Raw genomic sequence first — 17244 nt, 5'->3', positions numbered from 1 at the left:
GGCAGCCAGCTCACGCCGGATTCCATCAGCACGACGTTCAGCCCTGGGAATTTGCCGAATACGCCCTCATAGATCAGGCTCAAAAGTTGCGCCTGGAACGCCTGCGCCTCGACGAAATAATATTCATAGCGGTAGGACGGCCAGCCGACCGAGCTCGGCGCGAAGCGATAGGCGCTGCCGGCGTGGATCGCGATTGGCAGTCTGTGTTTCTCGGCCGCGGCATAGACCGGCCAAAAGTGCCGGCGCCCGAGCAGGGACTCGCCCTGCGCCAGCATCAGGATCGAGACGAAGCGATGATCGGGCGCGCGGCGCTCGATCTCCTCGACCGCGAGGTCCGGCGCCTGCATCGGCACCACGATCGACGCCCGCAGCCGCGCATCCTGCGCCAGCCACTCGGCAGCGATCCAGTCGTTGATCGCCTTGCAGAAGCCGCTCGCCATATAGGGATCGAACACCGCCTGCGCGCCATAGAGCACGTTGCAGATCGCATGCGACGCGCCGAGTTGGCCGAAGGCGCCGTGTTGCAGCATCGCAAGCTCGCTGCCCGGTTTGCCGCCGCCCGCGGGGCGCCAGTCGGGCCGGCCGGACAGCGGCATGTTCGGCGGATAGCTGGTCAGATCGAGGCCGTCGATCGCCCGGCTCACCACCTGCTCTTTCCAGTGGTCGTCGAGATAGGGCAGCAGCGTGGTGCGCGTGCCGCCGACGGCGGGATGGATGTCGCAATCGATGCGCGTCAGCATCATGGACGTCCTCGGGATCAGGTTCCTCACTGCGGCTCTTGCCGACCGCTACCTGAAGATTGCTCCTCCCTTGGCACGAGGGCAAGATCATCTGCCCGCATGGCTGGCGCGCGCTGACTAATATTTTCGCTGTCACGCTGAATTTTGCCGGCTAAGCTTGCACGCCCCCATCTCGTTTCTTCGTAGCTTTGTCTGGAGCTCCCATGTCCCTCCTGATCCGCGGCGGCACCGTCGTCAATCATGATCATTCCCGGCGCGCCGACGTGCTGGTCGACGGCGAGACCATCGTCGCCGTCGCACCCTCGATCGATCCGCCCGCGGGCTGCGAGATCATCGACGCCGGCGGCTGCCACGTGATGCCTGGCGGCATCGATCCGCACACCCATCTGGAAATGCCGTTCATGGGCACGGTCACGGCGGACGATTTCGAATCCGGCACCAAGGCGGCGCTCACGGGCGGCACCACCATGGTGGTCGATTTCTGTCTGCCCGATCCGGGGCAGTCGATGCTCGCCGCCTATCAGGACTGGCGCCACAAATCCGAGCGCGCGGCCTCCGACTACGGTTTTCACATGGCGGTGACGTCGTGGTCGAAACAGGTGTTCGATGACATGGAGGTCGTGGTCAAGACCTACGGCATCAACACCTTCAAGCACTTCATGGCCTACAAGGGCGCGCTGATGGTCAACGACGACGAGCTCTACAACTCGTTCGCGCGCTGCGCCAATCTCGGCGCGCTGCCGCTCGTGCATGCCGAGAACGGCGACATCGTCGCGCACATGCAGGAGGATTTTTTGGCGCGCGGCGTCACCGGTCCGGAGGGCCATGCCTATTCGCGCCCGGTAGAGGTCGAGGCCGAGGCCACGAGCCGCGCCATCATGATCGCCGACATGACCGGCGCGCCGGTCTATATCGTGCACACGAGCTGCCGTCAGGCCCATGAGGCGATCGCGCGCGCCCGCGCCGCCGGCCAGCGCGTCTATGGCGAGCCGCTGATCCAGCATCTGCTGCTCGATGCCAGCGAATATCAGAACAAGAACTGGGATCACGCCGCGCAGCGGGTGATGTCGCCGCCGTTCCGCGACAAGGTGCACCAGGACTCGCTCTGGGCCGGCCTGCAGTCCGGCTCGCTGCAGGTGGTCGCGACCGACCATTGCGCGTTCACGACGGAGCAGAAACGGTTCGGCCGCGACGATTTCCGAAAGATCCCGAACGGCACCGGCGGGCTCGAGGACCGCCTGTCGCTGCTGTGGACCGCGGGCGTCGCGACCGGCCGCCTCACCAAGGAGGAGTTCGTCGCCGTGACCTCGGCCAACATTGCGCGCATCCTCAACATCTACCCGCGCAAGGGCGCGGTCGCGGTCGGCTCTGACGCTGATCTGGTAGTGTGGGATCCCAGGGGCACCAAAACCATCAGCGCCAAGCGCCAGATCAGCCGGATCGACTACAACGTATTCGAAGGCTTTGCCTGCACGGGGGTTGCGGCGGTCACGCTGTCGCGCGGCCGCATCGCCTACAAGGACGGCGACCTCCGCGCAGAAAAGGGCGATGGCCGCTATGTGGAGCGGCCGGCGTTCTCGCCTGTCCACGTCGCCAATGCGACCTGGAAGGAACGCACCGCGCCCCAACCTGTCGCGCGTGGCGCGGTCACGCCGTGACGCTCCGGCGCGTCGGCAAGCGTCTGTCAAAGCATCTTGCCGACGTGATCCGCTACGGCCATGGCATGACGCCGACCAACGGCAATGCCCTGGTGGCCCGGCTCGCCAGATCGGCCTTACCTCGACATCCCAAAGTCGCACGCCTGGTCGTCGGGGCCGCAGTTGACGCCCTGTTGGACACTAATATACTAGTGTTCCAACTAACAGACAGCGAGGGAGGAGGACCTGGACCGGCGTGTCGCCCGCAATCGCACCCCCGAGGACGGGAGTGCGAAGACGCCTGTGCCTGTCGAGGCCGCCGCGACGCTGTTACGGCGCAATACGATCGCCGAGCAGATCCATGCCGTGCTGCGCCGTGACATCATCTGCGGCCGTCTTTCGCCGCGCGCCAGCCTCGCCGAACAGGAATTGGCCCGTCGTTTTGGCGTGTCGCGCACGCCGATCCGCGAGGCCATGATCAAGCTCGCTGACGAGGGCCTGGTCGAGATCTTTCCGCAATACGGCTCCTTCGTCGGGCCGATCAAGCTCGCCGAGGTCTTGGACAGCCAGTTCGCGCGCGAGACGCTGGAATGCGCCGCGGTGGAGAAGGCGGTCACGCACATGGATGCCGGGCACGCCGACCGGCTGAAGGCCATTCTCGACCGCCAGCGCGCGCTGCACAAGAGCGGCGACGACGAGGGTTTTTTCCGCGCCGACGAGGCCATGCACGCCTTCATCTTCGCACTCGCCGGCCATCCGACGGCCTGGCTGTTCGTGACCGGCGCCAAGGCGCAGATGGATCGCGTGCGCTATCTCGCCATGACCATTCTGCGCAAGCAGCCTTCCGTGGTGGCCCAGCATGCCCAGATCATCGACCGGCTCTGCGCCCGCGACCGGGCCGGCGCGGTCGCGGCGATGCGCAGCCACATGCGCGGGATTCTGAAGACCATCGAGATTCTCAGGGGCGACAAGTACGACTACTTCGCCGAAGCGGACGGAGATCCGCCGCCGCGCGGCGAAGCGCAGGATCAACCGGCCCGGAAGCGACCGCGGAAAACCGAGGCCAAAAGCACGTAAACGCATCGCGCGGGACATCGCGCGTCAATCCAAGAGGGAGAGAGAACGGCCATGACATTCACACTTACCCGCCGCAGCGTCGTCGCAGGCCTTGCCGGCTCGGTTGTCTTCAATGCCCGGGCCTTTGCAGCATCCCCGCCGCTGCCGTCATCCCCGGTCTCCCTCAACATCGTCGATGTCGCCGGCAATCTCGCGCTGACGCAGAAGGCAATCGAGGCCTACCGCGCCAAGAACCCAAAGCTCGTGTCCAAGATCACCTTCACCAAGGCGCCGGCACCGGAGCTGCCCGGCAAGATCAAGGCGCAGCAGGACGCCGGCCGGGTCGATATCGACGGCGTGCTGACCGGCATCGACGCGCTGTCCGCGGGCGTCGACCAAAAACTCTGGATTCCCACAGTCACGGAAAATGCCGACAAGCTGCCGAAGCTCGACGACATCTATCTGCCGGGCGCGCGCGCCATGCAGGGGCTGGCGTCGAACCAGGGCGTGTGCATCGTGTTCTGCCCGGCAGGCCCCGTGATGGAATACATGCCCGAGAAGGTGAAGCAGGTGCCGGGAACGGCCGAGGAGCTGCTCGCCTGGGCCAAGGCCAATCCCAACCGGTTCATGTACGCCCGCCCGGCCAATTCGGGTCCCGGCCGCGTCTTCATGATGGGACTGCCCTACATTCTTGGCGACAAGGACCCGAAGGATCCGAAGGACGGCTGGGCCAAGACCTGGACTTATTTGAAGGAGCTCGGGCAGAACGTCGAATACTATCCCGGCGGCACTGGCGCCGTGATGAAGGAGCTCGGCGAAGGTTCGCGCGACATGGTGCCGTCGCAGATGGGCTGGGACATCAACCCGCGTGCGCTCGGCGTGGTGCCGAAGGAAGCGAAGGTATTCTTCCTGAAAGGCTTCCACTGGGTGCTCGATGCGCACTATCTGTGCATCCCGAAGGGCGTCGGCCCGGACAAGCTCGCGGTGCTGCTCGACCTCATCAATTATCTGCTCGGCAAGGAAGCGCAGGCCACCACCTACGACACCGGCTATTTCTATCCGGGACCCGCGGTGAAGGACGTCACGCTGGCGATGGCGCCGGAGGACAGCCAGAACGTCATCAAGGAGTTTGGCCGTCCGGAATACGAGGCCGCCATGTCAGGCAATCCACAGGAGCTGCCGCTGACACCGGACAAGCTGGTCTACGCCTTCAGCCGCTGGGACGAGCAGATCGGCGCCCAGAAGAAGAAGTGAGATGTGGGCGGTACGCCCACGGCCGATTGTCTGCAGACTGTTGCGGCAATGGCAGTGCGCTCCCTCTCCCCGTTCTTACGGGGAGAGGGTTGGGGTGAGGGGCTCTTTTCTAGAGCTTAACAAGTGGAGAATCCCCCTCACCCGCCGCGCGAGAGCGCGGCGACCTCTCCCCGCAAGCGGGGAGAGGTAAGACCATCTGCAATAGCTTGGTATCCTTAGGAGTCGTTGAGACATGTCGATTGCGGGACGCGACTTTCGCGAGCTGCGGCTGGAGGACCTGAGCCGCAGCTTTGGCGCGCTGAACGCCCTGAAGGGCGTCAGCCTGACCGTGAAACGCGGCGAGTTCATCGCGCTGCTCGGCCCGTCCGGCTGCGGCAAGTCGACCGCGCTGAACTGCCTCGCCGGCCTGCTCACCCTGACCGGCGGCAGCATCTGGCTCGACAAGACCCGCATCGACCGCCTCAAGCCGGAAGAACGCGGCTTTGGCATGGTGTTCCAGAACTACGCGCTGTTTCCGCACATGAGTGTCCGCCGCAACATCGGTTTTGGGCTCGCCATGCAGGGCAAGTCCAAGGACGAGATCGCGCGAAAAGTCGAGGAGGCGCTCTCCATCGTGCGGCTCGGCCAGCACGGCGACAAGCTGCCGGGCCAGCTCTCCGGCGGTCAGCAGCAGCGCGTGGCGATCGCCCGCGCGATCGTGATCGAGCCGCCGCTGGTCCTGATGGACGAGCCGCTATCCAACCTCGACGCAAAACTTCGCCTCGAGATGCGCGCGGAAATCCGCCGCATCCATGACCTGATAGGCTCGGCCACGATCTATGTCACCCACGACCAGGAGGAGGCGCTGTCGCTGGCCGACCGCATCGTGGTGATGCGCGACGGCGCAGTGCGCCAAGTCGGCACGCCGACCGAGCTCTACGCGCGGCCGGCGCATGCCGATGTCGCCGAGTTCATGGGCTATCGCAACGTGCTGTCAGCCCGCGTGCTCGGCGGCAGCGGCAGCGATGTGCAGGTGTCCGTGGGTGGTGCGGCGCTCAAGGGCATCGCGATCGAGCAGCGCCCGGATGAACAGGCGATCGTGGCCGTCAGGCCGGACGACCTCAAGCCGGCCAATGACGGGCCGGTCGCCGCGACCGTCGAGAGCGCCCAGTATCACGGGCGCGAGTTCTACTGCTCCGGGCGCGCCAGCGACGGTACCGAGCTTTATTTCTGCTCGGCGCTGCCCGTGCAGAAGGGCGAAATGGTGCGGCTCGCGGCCGATCCGGCGCGGGTCCTGATCTATGCGGGGGCATCATGACCGAGACCACCGCACCCCTGCCGCACACCAGCGAAGAGCGTACTCCCTGGCGCGTCCGCCTCGCGCTCCGCGACATCGACGGCGTCACGCTGCTCGTGCTGCCCGCCGTTCTGTTCGTGATCGGCCTGTTCGTCTATCCCTTCCTCTACGGCTTTGTGCTGTCGTTCAAGCCGCGCGCCGGCGACTGGCTCGCCAACTACCGAAAATTCTTCTCCGATCCATTCCTCTACGACACGATCTACGCGACCATGCGCCTTGCGCTGCCGGCGACCATCATCAACGTGCTGATCTCGATCCCGGTCGCCCTGCGCGTGCGAAAAATGCATCGGCGGCGCCTGCTCACGACCATCCTGGTGATCCCGATCACGCTCGGCACCGTGCTGATCGCCGAAGGCTTGCTCAACTATCTCGGCCCGCAGGGCTGGCTGAACCGCTCGCTAATGCTGTTTGGCGTCATCAGTTCGCCGCTGCGGCTGGCGCACAACTACACCGGTGTGATGCTCTCGCTGATCCTCTCAGGTTTTCCCTTCACCTTCCTGCTCACCTTGTCCTACATCACCGGCATCGATGCCTCGCTCGAGCAGGCCGCCGCCACGCTCGGCGCCACGGCGCGGGCGCGCTTCCGCTATATCCTGCTGCCGCTGCTCGCGCAGGGGCTCGCGATCAATTTCTGCCTGTCCTTTGTGCAGACCTTTTCGGTGTTCCCCTCCGCAGTGCTGCTCGGCGCACCCGCCGGCGACACCCGGGTGATCTCGATCGCAGCCTACCAGGCGGCCTATGAGCAATACGACGCCTCGATGGCCGCGGCGATCGCGATGATCATGGGCTTTGTGCAGCTCGCCGTCGTGCTGCTGGTGCTGGCCGGGCGTAACCTGTTCTACCGGGGCGCCGCGGGCGGCGGAAAGGGTTAGGACCATGGGCCGCGACAAGACCATTTCGGAACGCCTGTGGGCGGCCGCCATCTGGACGGCCGTCATCTTCTTCATCGTCAATTTCATGGCGATGGCGGCAACCGTCGTGATCAACTCCTTCGGCACACGCTGGTTCGGCGCCTGGCTGCCGGCCGGCTACACAACGCGCTGGTATGCATCGGCATGGGACGAATTCCAGCTCGGCGACGTCCTGATCACCACCTTCGAGGTGGTCGGCGCCGTGGTGCTGCTGTCGGGCCTGTTCGGCGTGCCCGCGGCCTACGCGCTCGCCCGCCGCAATTTCCCGGGCAAGCAGCTCGTGATCCTGCTGTTCCTGCTGCCGCTGATGATCCCGCCGATCACCTTTGGCATTCCGCTCGCCACCGTGCTCTACCAGCTCGGCGCCGGCGGCACGCTTTCGGGCGTCATCATCGCCAATCTGGTGCCGACCGTCCCCTTCGTCATCCTGGTGATGATCCCCTTCATCGAGCAGATCGATCCGCGCATCGAAGCCGCCGCCCGCGTGTTCGGCGCCGGGACCGGCCGGCTATTCCTCCATGTGCTGGTGCCCCTGCTGGCGCCGGGCATTCTGGCCGCGCTGCTGCTCGTGCTGGTCCGCACGATCGCGATGTTCGAGCTCACCTTCTTCACCGCCGGCCCCGACAGCCAGACCCTGGTGGTCGCGCTCTATTACGCCGTCTATGCCGCGGGCGTGCGCGCCGGCCAGTCGATCGACGCCATGGCAGTCATCTACATGATCACGACGCTGCTCTGGCTCCTGATCGCCCTGCGCTTCGTCGACCCGACCCAGATCGTCACCCGCGCCAAGCAGGAAGCAGCGCGATAGCGCCTAAGCGGCACCTATTCCGGCCACGCGTTCGGTGTGACTCATTCCATCAACTGCCAGCAACAGACTCGTCATGCCCGCGCTTGTCGCGGGCGTCCACGTCTTGCTTTCCCGGTGCATCAAAGACGTGGAGGCCGGGACAAGCCCGGCCATGACGACGGAGAGATTCCGCTCTAATTCTTCCCCGGCGCCGCCGCCGGGAGCGGCACGATGCCGGCGCGTTTCTTCTCGTTGGCCTTGTAGGCGCGGTAGCGCACGAGCTGCATGTCGGCGATGACGCCGATCAGGATCACGCCGCCCATCACGGCAAAATTCAGCGAGCTCGGGATGCCCAGAAGATTCACCAGGTTCTGCAGCACCTGCAAGAGAATCGCGCCGAGCACGATGCCCATCACAGAACCCTCGCCGCCCCGCAGCGAGCAGCCGCCGAGCACCGCGGCCGCAATGGCGTAGAGCTCATAAAAGTTGCCATGCGAGGCCGGCGAGATCGAGCGGGTGTACATCGCAAGATAGATCGCGGAGATGCCGGCGAGCCCGCCGGAGATGACGTAGGCGGCCGCGATGATGGCGTTCGAGCGGATGCCGGAATAGCGCGCCGCTTCCTCGTTCTTGCCGACCGCGAACAGATAGCGGCCGAACACCGAGCGGTGCAGCACCACCCCCATGATGAGCGCGACCACCACGAAGGCGATAAAGCTGTTGGGGATGCCGGCAAAGGTGTCGCTGGCAAAGGTGCGCCCGGTGGTGAGCGTTTCCAGCGCCGGAAACTTTTGGCCGAACTCGAAACCCGCGGTGCCGTCGTCGGTGTACCAGCGCGCCACGCCGCGATAGATCAGAAGGCCGCACAAGGTCACGACGAAGGGTTGCATCTTGACCTTGGTGACCAGAAAACCGTGGATGGCGCCGAGCACGACACCGCCAGCCACGATGATCAGCACCGCGACCGGCCAGGGCAAGCTGTAGTCCACCAGCAGGTTGATGAAGATCACGCCGAGCAGCGCAAAAATCGATCCGACCGAGAGATCGATGCCGCCGGTGATGATGACAAAACCCTCGCCGAGGGAGAACAGGCCGAACAGGCCGATCAGGTTGGCGGTATTGGCGAGGTTGAGCGGCGACAGGAAGCGCGGGTTCAAAAATGCCACGACGGCGCCGACCACCAGGATCAGCAGGAACAGGCCGAGGTCTTTCTTCAGCATCGTTTTGATCTCAATTTACCGTCTTGCCGACGGCGAGCTGCAGCACATTGTGCTCGCTGAACCGGTCGCGTTCAAGGAAGCCGGATATGCGCCCCTCCTGCATCACCGCCATGCGATCGGAGACGCCGATCACTTCCTCCATGTCGCTGGAAATCATCAGCACCGCAACGCCATTGTCCGCGAGGTTGCGCATCAGCTGGTAAATCTCGCTTTTGGCGCCGACATCGATGCCGCGTGTCGGCTCGTCGAAGATGATGACGCGGGGCTTCATCGCCAGCCATTTTGCCAGCACGATTTTTTGCTGGTTGCCGCCGGACAAGGTCCCTGCCTCGGTCGCGATGTCATAGGCGCGGATATTAAGCCGGTGCCGCTGGGTCTCGGCGATCTTCTCCTCGGCCGCCGGGCTGATCAGCGGCCCGACCGCGTAGGTCATCAAGTCGGGCAGCGAAATGTTTTGGGTCAGCGAGAAATCGAGATGCAGCCCGCAGCGCTTGCGATCCTCCGGTACCAGATAAAGCCCCCGCGCGATCGCATCGCGCGGCTCGCGGATGGTAACCGCCTCACCCTCGATCCTGAGCGTACCAGCAAGGCGGCGATCGACGCCGAATGCGGCGCAGGCGAGCTCGGTACGGCCGGCGCCAACGAGGCCAGCGAGCCCCAGAATCTCGCCACGGCGCAGCGTGAGCGACACCTCCTGGTCGGGAAACGCCGTGGTGCGGAAATCCTCGATCTCCAGCGCCGGCGCCCCGGGCGGCACCTTTGGCGGGATGTAGAGCGATTTCAGGTCGCGCCCGATCATCAGACGGATCATCGCATCGGGCCTGATGGTCTCGCCGACCAGCGATCCCACCACCCGTCCGTCGCGCAGCACGACGACGCGGTCGACGCAGGACTTCACTTCGTTGAGACGATGGGAGATGAAGATGATGCTGACGCCATCACGCCTGAGCTCGTTCAGCACCGACAAGAGCCGCGCGGTCTCGGTCAGCGTCAGGCTCGAGGTCGGCTCGTCCATGATGACGAGACGCGCGTCGAGCGACAGCGCCTTTGCGATCTCCAATAGCTGCCGCTGCGCCAGCGACAGCGCGGCGACCGGCGTGTCGGGCTTGAAATCGACGCCGAGCTTGTCGAGCAGCGGCTGCACTTTTGCGTGCAGCGCCTTGCGGTCGATCAGCCGCAGTGGCCCGCCATAGAGCGGCTCGCGCCCGATCAGGATGTTGGCAGCGGCGTCGAGATTGTCGAACAGGTTCAGTTCCTGATGTACGAAGGCGATGCCGCTGTTGATCGCATCATTGACGGTCAGGGCCGGATAGTCGCGGCCATCGACCCGGATCGTGCCGGCCGTGGGTTCCACCACGCCGCCCAGCACTTTCATCAGCGTCGACTTGCCGGCACCGTTCTCGCCGATCAGGCCGACAATCTCGCCGCGCGACACGGACAGGCTGACGCCATCGAGCGCCGCGACGCCCGGATAGGTCTTGCTGATCCCGTTGAGCTCGAGAAAGGGAGCGGCTGGTTCGGTGACGCGCTGCATCTGGACGGATTCTCGTCAGGCGACTCTATCCCGAAAAGGAACCAGAGATCGGCTGCACTTTCAATCGGGCGATGGTCGATCGTGGCACGGCCACCAGCTAATGCGCTTCTCGGTCGTCATGGCCGGGCTTGTCCCGGCCATCCACGTCTCCGCCGGACGGCAAGAAGGTAAGACGTGGATGCCCGGCACAAGGCCGGGCATGACGAAGTTGAGGCAGTCACCTACACAACAGAAGAGGCTCAGCTCTTGCCCTGGCGCTTCTTCAGCTCGGCCCAGAACGCATCGACATTGGTGGTGTCGATGATCTTGGTCGGCACGATCAGCAGGCCATTGCCCGGCACCCAGGACTTGTCGCCCTCGAGATACTTGGCCATGTCCTTCATGCCCTGATAGCCCCATTCATAGGGCTGCTGCACGACGGTGCCGATGATCGAGCCTTCCTTGACGCCGCCCAGCGTGATCGGGTCCTCGTCAAAACCGATGACCTTGATCTTGTTGAGCTTGCCGGCCTCCTTCAGCGCCTCATAAATGCGCGGCGTGTTGTAGGAGTAGAAGCCGATCATGCAGTCGATCTCGGGATGCGCGGTCAGCGTATCCTCGACATTGCGCTTGGCGCGGGTCTGGTCGATGTCGTCGCCGCGGACGTCGACGAGCTCGACCTTGGAGCCCTTGATGGTTTCCTTGACGCCGTCGATGCGCTCTTTGGCGTTGTCGGCGCCGAGCAGGCCGACAAAACCCATGCACTTGCCGCCGTTCGGCAGCGCCTTCAGCACCAGCTGGCCGGCCTGCTTGCCGGCATCGGTGTTGGAGGAGCCGATATAGGCGATGCGGCTGGTCTTCGGCGCGTCGGAGTCGGTGGTGAACAGCGCGACCTGCTTGCCGATCCGGTTCAGGGCGTCGCTCTCGGTCTTCGGATCGACCGCGCTCACCATGATGCCGGCATAGCCCGCGGCCACCAGGTCATCCATCAGGCGGATCTGGATCGCGGCTGCGGACTGTTCGGGATATTTCAGGACCAGATCGTATTTCGGCAGCTCGGCCGCCGCGGCCTTGACGCCGGCTTCCGCAGCCTTCCAGAAATCGGATGCGCCGTTGACGACGAATGCAAGCTTCTTCTTGTCTTCAGCATGTGCCGTCGTGGCGAAGGCCAGTGCCAGAACGACTGCGATGCCGGTCGATGCGAAACGTTTCATGCAAATTCCTCCCATGGTGCCGATGTGGTCGATCTTTTTGGAGCTGACGAAGTCGGTGGCGACTTCGCAACATAGCCGCCCGTTGTTGCGGGCCGTCCCCTCCCCTGGTCTGGCCATGCGTTCCGGCCATGATCTTCCCTATGCGTTCCGGCCCTGGGGCCCGCGAGCGCCGTCATATTATCTGACTAATGACCTAACCTAAAAACCAAATCGAGCGGCGTGGCAAGTCATCAGAAAGTTCGTGCGGCGGCAAGCCGTCGTTGCAGGATCGGCTGCTGTCCCGCTTGAGGTGAACACCTCATGGCGCCGCGCCGCAGCACCTCGTGTCTCCCGTGTGACGAAGGCCGGTGGTATCGCAGCCGCAACATGCCGACCATGCATCAAGGCTTGCGTCATTGTGATCGAATTGCGCTGTCGGCCGGCGTATTGAATTCCCCTGCCGGGACGATGATTGAAGGAGATGGAACCCCCCATGAACGACAGCCGTGACATCTGGCAACTGGTCGAGGCCAAGCAGGAGCCCCTGATCGCCCTGAGCGACCGGGTCTGGGCGACCCCGGAACTCTGCTACACCGAGGCCCGTTCCGCCGCCGAGCACAAGGCCGAGCTCGAGCGGCACGGTTTTCGGATCACCGAGGGCGTTGCCGAGATTCCGACCGCCATGATCGGCGAGGCTGGCGACGGCGGGCCTGTCATTGCGATCCTGGGCGAATATGATGCGCTGCCCGGCCTCAGCCAGGAATCGGGGGTCACCGAGCACCGCCCGCTGGAGAGCGGCGGCAACGGCCATGGCTGCGGACACAACCTGCTCGGCGCCGGTGCGATGCTCGCGGCCGTGGCGGTGAAGGATTGGCTGGCCTCCAAGGGCATCAAGGGGCGCGTACGCTATTATGGCTGCCCGGCTGAAGAAGGCGGCGCGGCCAAGACCTTCATGGTGCGCGAGGGCGCCTTCGACGACGTCGATGTGGCGATCTCCTGGCATCCCTCGAGTTTTTGCGAGGTGGTGCCGGCGGTGTCGCTCGCCAATACGAGGATCGATTTCACCTTCACCGGGCGCGCGTCGCACGCGGCGGCCAGTCCCCATCTCGGCCGCAGCGCGCTCGACGCCGTCGAATTGATGAATGTCGGCGTCAATTACATGCGCGAGCACATGCCGAGCGATGCGCGTATCCATTATGCCATGCTCGATTCCGGCGGCATCGCCCCCAATGTGGTGCAGGCGCGCGCAAAAGTCCGCTATTCGGTGCGGGCGCGCGATCTCGCCGGCATGCATGAGCTGGTGGAACGGGTGCGCAAGGTGGCGCAGGGCGCCGCGCTGATGACCGAGACCAAGATGGAGTCGAAAATCATCAGCGCGGTCTCGAACCTGCTTCCCAATGATCCGCTGGAACGCGCCATGAACGACGTGCTGCAGCAGCTCGGGCCGCCGCCGTTCGATGAGGCCGATCGCAGCTTTGCCAGGCAGATCCAGGCCACGCTGAGCGATCAGGACATCGACAACGTCTATCGCAGCGTCGGCCAGCCGCGCACGGACGCTGTGCTCTGCGGCAAGATCGTGCCGCTCGACTCGCCCCGCAACCTGATGCGCGGCTCGACCGATGTCGGCGATGTCAGCTGGGCGATCCCGACCGTGCAGGCCCACGGCGCTGTCATGGCGATCGGCACGCCGCTGCATACCTGGCAGGTGGTGGCGCAGGGCAAGATGCCGGCGGCGCACAAGGGCATGGTGCATGTGGCAAAAGTGATGGCCACCACCGCCTGCAAGCTCCTGACCGACGAGGCCCTGTTGTCGGCCGCCAAGGCCGATCACCAGGCCCGTACGGCGCGCGTCCCCTATCGTTGCCCGATTCCGGACGGGGTTGCCCCGCCGCTCGACATGGCGCGCGCCTAGGTCCGGGTCCATATGAGGGTGTGGTGCCTGGCCGCCAGGGCCGGCACCCAGTTGATCTGGCGGTGGAGGCGCGTTCAAAGTGATAAGAAGCCTCGCGACCTTTGTTCTGCTGGCAACCGCCCCCCTTCTGGCGCCCGATCCGAGCCGCACGACGCGCGATGCGTCCTCCGTCGTAACCGCCGGGCTCGCCGATGACACCAGGGTCGCGCCGTCCGCCGGCCGTGACGACTGCGACGGCGTGGTCCTGTCGCGCAAGGTCAAATACGGCGACAGCGAGCGAAACCTGCTCGATGTCGCATCCTCCGCCGACAAGGCACCCGGGCTGCGCCCGGTGCTGCTGTTCGTGGCGGGCGACAGCTTTGCCGACGATGGCGGCGCCGATGCCGCCGCCTTGCGCGACCAGGCGATGTGCCTTGCGGCGCAGAACGGTTTGGTCGGGGTCACCATGACCTACCGCCTCGCACCCGCCGATCCATGGCCCGCCGGGGCGCGCGATGTCGCTGCGGCGATCTCGTGGATCCACCAGAATATCGACCTGGTCGGCGGCGACCCACAGGCGGTCGTTGCGATCGGCTATTCCGTCGGCGCCTTCCATCTCGCAAGCTTCCTCGCGCACAAGGAACTGCAGAACACCGATTCCAGCATCGCGGGCGCGATCCTGATTTCGGGAATCTACCGGCCCGGCAACGAGGCCGGTGAGGGCGAGCGATCCTATTTCGGCACCGATGCCAACACATACGATGCCCGCTCGGCATTCCCTGGCATTCTCGAGGTCGACGAGCCGATCGTGCTGGCCTGGTCATCGGCGGATTCGCCTGATCTCGTCGCGCAGGCGGAGAAGCTCAAGCAGCGCCTCTGCGGCGCCGGGCATTGTCCGCGCACCGCTGTCCTTAGCAGCCGCTTCAGTCCGGCGTCGGTGTTCGGCCTCGACGGCACCGGCGAGAGTCTCGCCGGACGCACCAAGCAGCTGATCAGCCAGATCGAAACGCGCGGCCTGCCGTAGCGAGCACGAGAGCACATCGAGGGCTTCCATCGCGGCCCAGTCACCCCAAATAAGGGTAGGGCTGCGTTTGCGTGTCGAGACGCTTTTCGAATGACCCAGCTTGCATTGTTTGACGACCGGGCGACCGGCCCGAACGGCCTGCGTTATGTGAGCGACTTCGTCTCTCCGGAGATGGAGCAGGAGCTGATCGCGCGCATCGCAAGATTGCCGCTAAAACCGTTTCAGTTCGGCGCCTTCGATGGCCACCGGCAGGTCAAGTCGTTCGGCTTCCGCTACGACTACACTCTGCAGAAGCTGACCGAAAGCGATCCGATTCCCGACTGGCTGCAGGGGATCGCGCGGGAGGTCGAACGGTTTGACCAATTGCCCGCGGGCAGCATCCGCCAGGTGCTCTGTACCGACTATGATGTCGGCGTCGGCATCGGCTGGCATCGCGACAAGCCGCATTTCGACGAGGTGTTCGGGCTGTCGCTGGCGAGCGCCTGCAAGTTCCGCTTTCGCCGCCGCAGCGGCGACAAATGGGAGCGCTTTACGCTCAACGCCGCGCCGCGCTCGCTCTATCAGATGCAGGGCGAGGCGCGGCACGAGTGGGAGCACAGCATTCCCGCGGTCCAGCAGCGCCGCTATTCCATCACCTTCCGCACGATGAAGCGCGACGGGCAGCGCCAAAGCGCGATGGGATTAGGTTGAATCTCCATCGCGCTTTTGGATTTGTGATTGCATATGATCTTTTCGGACAACCGCTGCACACTTTTCCGGATCATGCGCTAAGGATCACTCGTCCGATCGAACAGATCGGGTTGCGCCGCCGGATAGATCAGGGTGCCGTCGCGTTGCGCGCGCGCCGTCTCGGTCATGGCGGCCGGCTCGACATGTCCGGGCCCGAGAATGTGGAACACGGATTCGCCGGCAGCGAGCAGATAGTCCGTGATGATGCGCCGGTGGCAGCGCCACCACACGGTTTCCGCGCACATGACCGCGCTGCGCCGCTCGCGGCCCAGCGCGCGCAGATGCGAGAGACCATCCCGAAAAGTCGCGCCCATCGCGTAGTCGGCATAATTGTGAAAGCTCTCGTTTTCCCAGAACGCATTGACGTCCTGAGCCACCTCGCGGAGCCGGCCGCGCAAGCCGCCGAGGGCGGCAATGTGTTCATAACCGATGGCGAAGGGCGCGAGGGAATCCGGCAAGCTGTCGCGGTTATATTGCGGATTGGTGCGCGAGCGCGGCACGGTACGGACATCGACCAGCAGCGTCACCTCGACGCTGCGCAAGAGCTGCACGAGGTCGGTCAACGATCGGGTGCCGTGGCCGATCGTGTAGAAGGGATGTGCCATTCGCCGGGTGTCCCGTTCTGGGAGATTACGCGTCAATGCGACAAGAGCCGCAGCGCCCGCCCCTTGTGCAAGGCGACATGATCGGTCTTGTCGCTCTTGATTTCGTATTGCGGATCGTCGGCATCGGCGTGATGGACGTAGCCCTTGTAGTTCACATCCTTTTTGTGCACGCGCAGGACGGTTCCGCGCACCCGACCGGCCTCCGAATTCCAGCTGACGTGATCCCCGACCTTGAGAGTTTTGGCCATGACGGGTGTCCAAACCTATGCCGCCGGGCTCCAGCCGGTGAGGGGCGTCTTCGCTCTCGCTGGCGATCGCACTCGCGGCACAAGCTTTGCGTTTGCGCCTGTAGGGCGGAGATTCGGCACGAGGTCAGCAGATGCGGCACCGTCCCCAACGCAAGCAGCAGCCGCCGCAACCACCGCAGCCGCCGCACCTGCAGCCACGCCACGCGCAGCCACGGCAACGGCAACCTCTGCAGCCGCGGACGACGACAGCCAGCTGCATGTCGCTGCGAAGCTTTTCGTTATCGAAGACATGGAACGTGGCGAGACTGACGTCGGCCATTTCCTCTTCGCTCAGCACGAAGCGCTGATTGGGCGAGATACCGTCAGGCTGCAGGACATCAGCACTGGGTATCGCAGACGCGGACGCCCGCCCCGCCAGAGAAAGACCCAGTCCGGCCGCACCCAGTGCCGTCACGGCGGCGGCTTTCGCTGCACGCGTTCGCTTCGAAGCTTGCTTCACCCTTGGCATGGTCGCATCCTCGCAAGTCGCTGTGAAGGCTCAACTTGGCGTAGCAAGTGCGCCTGTATGCATGAAAATGCGATGTGGTCCATCCGGTTCCTAAGAATGCAAAAAGCGGTTCCGCTCACGAGGGCGAGGAATCGATGAGACAGCAGCGCTGTCCGAACGCGCTCGCAGGACGCCCCGCGTGAGATCTTCACCGGATCGGGGACTGATCGAGCCAGACCGTTAGCCTCGTCGCCACAAGGCGGTCGCTCTTTCGGCTACGCGCGGCGAGCCTTCTCACTTCGCTGGATAGATCGGAATGGGCTCGCCGAGCCGTAGCTCGCGAAGCGAGGACAGTTCCCTCCCCTGCCCTGACAGTCCGTCTTCGCTCTCGCTGCGCGCGAGGTTCGCCGGACACGCTCCACCCTGGAGATTCTGGCTGGCTGTGCCACGCGAAGCCCGCAAGGGCGAAGCGTGGTGGGCACGACAGGGATCGAACCTGTGACCCCTACCATGTCAAGGTAGTGCTCTCCCGCTGAGCTACGTGCCCTAAAAGTCCAAATCGGGAATGGGGTCCGTATATCGGCTCCCCGGCCGGCAGGCAAGCGCATGATCC

15 protein-coding genes and 1 tRNA gene are annotated in these 17244 nt (G+C 64.6%); 9 read left to right on the top strand and 7 right to left on the bottom strand.

The window, feature by feature from the left end:
- The coding region (locus JOZ76_RS16190; RefSeq protein WP_291699675.1) for an amidohydrolase family protein at positions 1 to 743 on the bottom strand (743 nt) is incomplete at its 3' end.
- A gap of 200 nt (positions 744 to 943) precedes the next feature.
- On the opposite strand from JOZ76_RS16190, the gene hydA reads away from it, so the two are divergent.
- The 6 genes from hydA to JOZ76_RS16160 all read left to right on the top strand — a co-directional run bounded on the left by hydA (position 944) and on the right by JOZ76_RS16160 (position 7742).
- Positions 944 to 2398 (top strand): dihydropyrimidinase, encoded by a 1455-nt coding sequence (gene hydA / locus JOZ76_RS16185; RefSeq protein ID WP_291699673.1) that lies wholly within the window; start codon positions 944 to 946, stop codon positions 2396 to 2398.
- Between the two features lie 282 nt (positions 2399 to 2680).
- Positions 2681 to 3454, top strand: coding sequence for a GntR family transcriptional regulator (locus JOZ76_RS16180; protein WP_291699671.1), 774 nt, complete (start codon positions 2681 to 2683; stop codon positions 3452 to 3454).
- Between the two features lie 51 nt (positions 3455 to 3505).
- On the top strand, positions 3506 to 4687 hold the full coding sequence (locus tag JOZ76_RS16175) for an extracellular solute-binding protein (RefSeq protein WP_291699669.1): 1182 nt from the start codon (positions 3506 to 3508) through the stop codon (positions 4685 to 4687).
- Positions 4688 to 4919: 232 nt separating this feature from the next.
- On the top strand, positions 4920 to 5984 hold the full coding sequence (locus JOZ76_RS16170) for an ABC transporter ATP-binding protein (RefSeq protein WP_291699667.1): 1065 nt from the start codon (positions 4920 to 4922) through the stop codon (positions 5982 to 5984).
- Positions 5981 to 6895, top strand: a complete 915-nt coding sequence (locus tag JOZ76_RS16165) for an ABC transporter permease (protein ID WP_291699665.1) — start codon at positions 5981 to 5983, stop codon at positions 6893 to 6895. Before JOZ76_RS16170 ends, JOZ76_RS16165 begins: the two co-directional genes overlap by 4 nt.
- A 4-nt stretch (positions 6896 to 6899) precedes the next feature.
- Positions 6900 to 7742, top strand: coding sequence for an ABC transporter permease (locus JOZ76_RS16160; RefSeq protein ID WP_291699663.1), 843 nt, complete (start codon positions 6900 to 6902; stop codon positions 7740 to 7742).
- A gap of 173 nt (positions 7743 to 7915) precedes the next feature.
- On the opposite strand, the gene JOZ76_RS16155 is transcribed toward JOZ76_RS16160, so the two are convergent.
- From JOZ76_RS16155 to JOZ76_RS16145, 3 genes are all read right to left on the bottom strand, one after another.
- Positions 7916 to 8941 (bottom strand): ABC transporter permease, encoded by a 1026-nt coding sequence (locus JOZ76_RS16155; RefSeq protein ID WP_291699661.1) that lies wholly within the window; start codon positions 8939 to 8941, stop codon positions 7916 to 7918.
- A 10-nt stretch (positions 8942 to 8951) separates the two neighbouring features.
- Complete coding sequence (locus JOZ76_RS16150; protein ID WP_291699659.1) at positions 8952 to 10475, bottom strand: sugar ABC transporter ATP-binding protein; 1524 nt, start codon at positions 10473 to 10475, stop codon at positions 8952 to 8954.
- 239 nt (positions 10476 to 10714) lie between these two features.
- Positions 10715 to 11668 (bottom strand): sugar-binding protein, encoded by a 954-nt coding sequence (locus JOZ76_RS16145; RefSeq protein ID WP_291699657.1) that lies wholly within the window; start codon positions 11666 to 11668, stop codon positions 10715 to 10717.
- A 472-nt stretch (positions 11669 to 12140) separates the two neighbouring features.
- On the opposite strand from JOZ76_RS16145, the gene JOZ76_RS16140 reads away from it, so the two are divergent.
- The 3 genes from JOZ76_RS16140 to JOZ76_RS16130 all read left to right on the top strand — a co-directional run bounded on the left by JOZ76_RS16140 (position 12141) and on the right by JOZ76_RS16130 (position 15252).
- On the top strand, positions 12141 to 13559 hold the full coding sequence (locus JOZ76_RS16140) for a M20 family metallopeptidase (protein ID WP_291699655.1): 1419 nt from the start codon (positions 12141 to 12143) through the stop codon (positions 13557 to 13559).
- 79 nt (positions 13560 to 13638) lie between these two features.
- Entirely contained in the window at positions 13639 to 14562 is a 924-nt protein-coding gene (locus JOZ76_RS16135) for an alpha/beta hydrolase (protein WP_291699653.1), read from the top strand.
- Between the two features lie 90 nt (positions 14563 to 14652).
- Positions 14653 to 15252 carry an alpha-ketoglutarate-dependent dioxygenase AlkB gene (locus tag JOZ76_RS16130; RefSeq protein WP_291699651.1) on the top strand — a complete coding sequence of 200 codons (600 nt, stop codon included), beginning with the start codon at positions 14653 to 14655 and terminating at the stop codon, positions 15250 to 15252.
- Positions 15253 to 15329: 77 nt separating this feature from the next.
- Here JOZ76_RS16130 and JOZ76_RS16125 read toward each other — a convergent pair whose 3' ends face one another.
- The 3 genes from JOZ76_RS16125 to JOZ76_RS16115 form a co-directional block, all read right to left on the bottom strand.
- Positions 15330 to 15896: a DUF488 domain-containing protein gene (locus JOZ76_RS16125; protein WP_291699649.1), complete on the bottom strand. Its 567-nt coding sequence runs from the start codon at positions 15894 to 15896 to the stop codon at positions 15330 to 15332.
- A gap of 32 nt (positions 15897 to 15928) precedes the next feature.
- The gene (locus tag JOZ76_RS16120) at positions 15929 to 16144 is read right to left on the bottom strand and encodes a DUF2945 domain-containing protein (RefSeq protein WP_291699647.1); all 216 of its coding nucleotides are present in this window, start codon (positions 16142 to 16144) and stop codon (positions 15929 to 15931) included.
- 959 nt (positions 16145 to 17103) lie between these two features.
- Positions 17104 to 17178, bottom strand: a tRNA-Val gene (locus JOZ76_RS16115).
- Between the last annotated feature and the right edge of the window lie 66 nt (positions 17179 to 17244).

The sequence above is a fragment of the Bradyrhizobium sp. genome (assembly GCF_019244115.1).
Lineage (GTDB): Bacteria > Pseudomonadota > Alphaproteobacteria > Rhizobiales > Xanthobacteraceae > Bradyrhizobium.
Note: the sequence above shows the minus strand (reverse complement) of the source record. Positions and strands in the feature narration are given on the sequence as shown.

Coding starts and splice junctions, on each gene's coding strand:
- hydA (WP_291699673.1), top strand. CDS start 944: ATGTCCCTCCTGATCCGCGGCGGCACCGTCGTCAATCATGATCATTCC.
- JOZ76_RS16175 (WP_291699669.1), top strand. CDS start 3,506: ATGACATTCACACTTACCCGCCGCAGCGTCGTCGCAGGCCTTGCCGGC.
- JOZ76_RS16170 (WP_291699667.1), top strand. CDS start 4,920: ATGTCGATTGCGGGACGCGACTTTCGCGAGCTGCGGCTGGAGGACCTG.
- JOZ76_RS16165 (WP_291699665.1), top strand. CDS start 5,981: ATGACCGAGACCACCGCACCCCTGCCGCACACCAGCGAAGAGCGTACT.
- JOZ76_RS16160 (WP_291699663.1), top strand. CDS start 6,900: ATGGGCCGCGACAAGACCATTTCGGAACGCCTGTGGGCGGCCGCCATC.
- JOZ76_RS16155 (WP_291699661.1), bottom strand. CDS start 8,941: ATGCTGAAGAAAGACCTCGGCCTGTTCCTGCTGATCCTGGTGGTCGGC.
- JOZ76_RS16150 (WP_291699659.1), bottom strand. CDS start 10,475: ATGCAGCGCGTCACCGAACCAGCCGCTCCCTTTCTCGAGCTCAACGGG.
- JOZ76_RS16145 (WP_291699657.1), bottom strand. CDS start 11,668: ATGAAACGTTTCGCATCGACCGGCATCGCAGTCGTTCTGGCACTGGCC.
- JOZ76_RS16140 (WP_291699655.1), top strand. CDS start 12,141: ATGAACGACAGCCGTGACATCTGGCAACTGGTCGAGGCCAAGCAGGAG.
- JOZ76_RS16130 (WP_291699651.1), top strand. CDS start 14,653: ATGACCCAGCTTGCATTGTTTGACGACCGGGCGACCGGCCCGAACGGC.
- JOZ76_RS16125 (WP_291699649.1), bottom strand. CDS start 15,896: ATGGCACATCCCTTCTACACGATCGGCCACGGCACCCGATCGTTGACC.
- JOZ76_RS16120 (WP_291699647.1), bottom strand. CDS start 16,144: ATGGCCAAAACTCTCAAGGTCGGGGATCACGTCAGCTGGAATTCGGAG.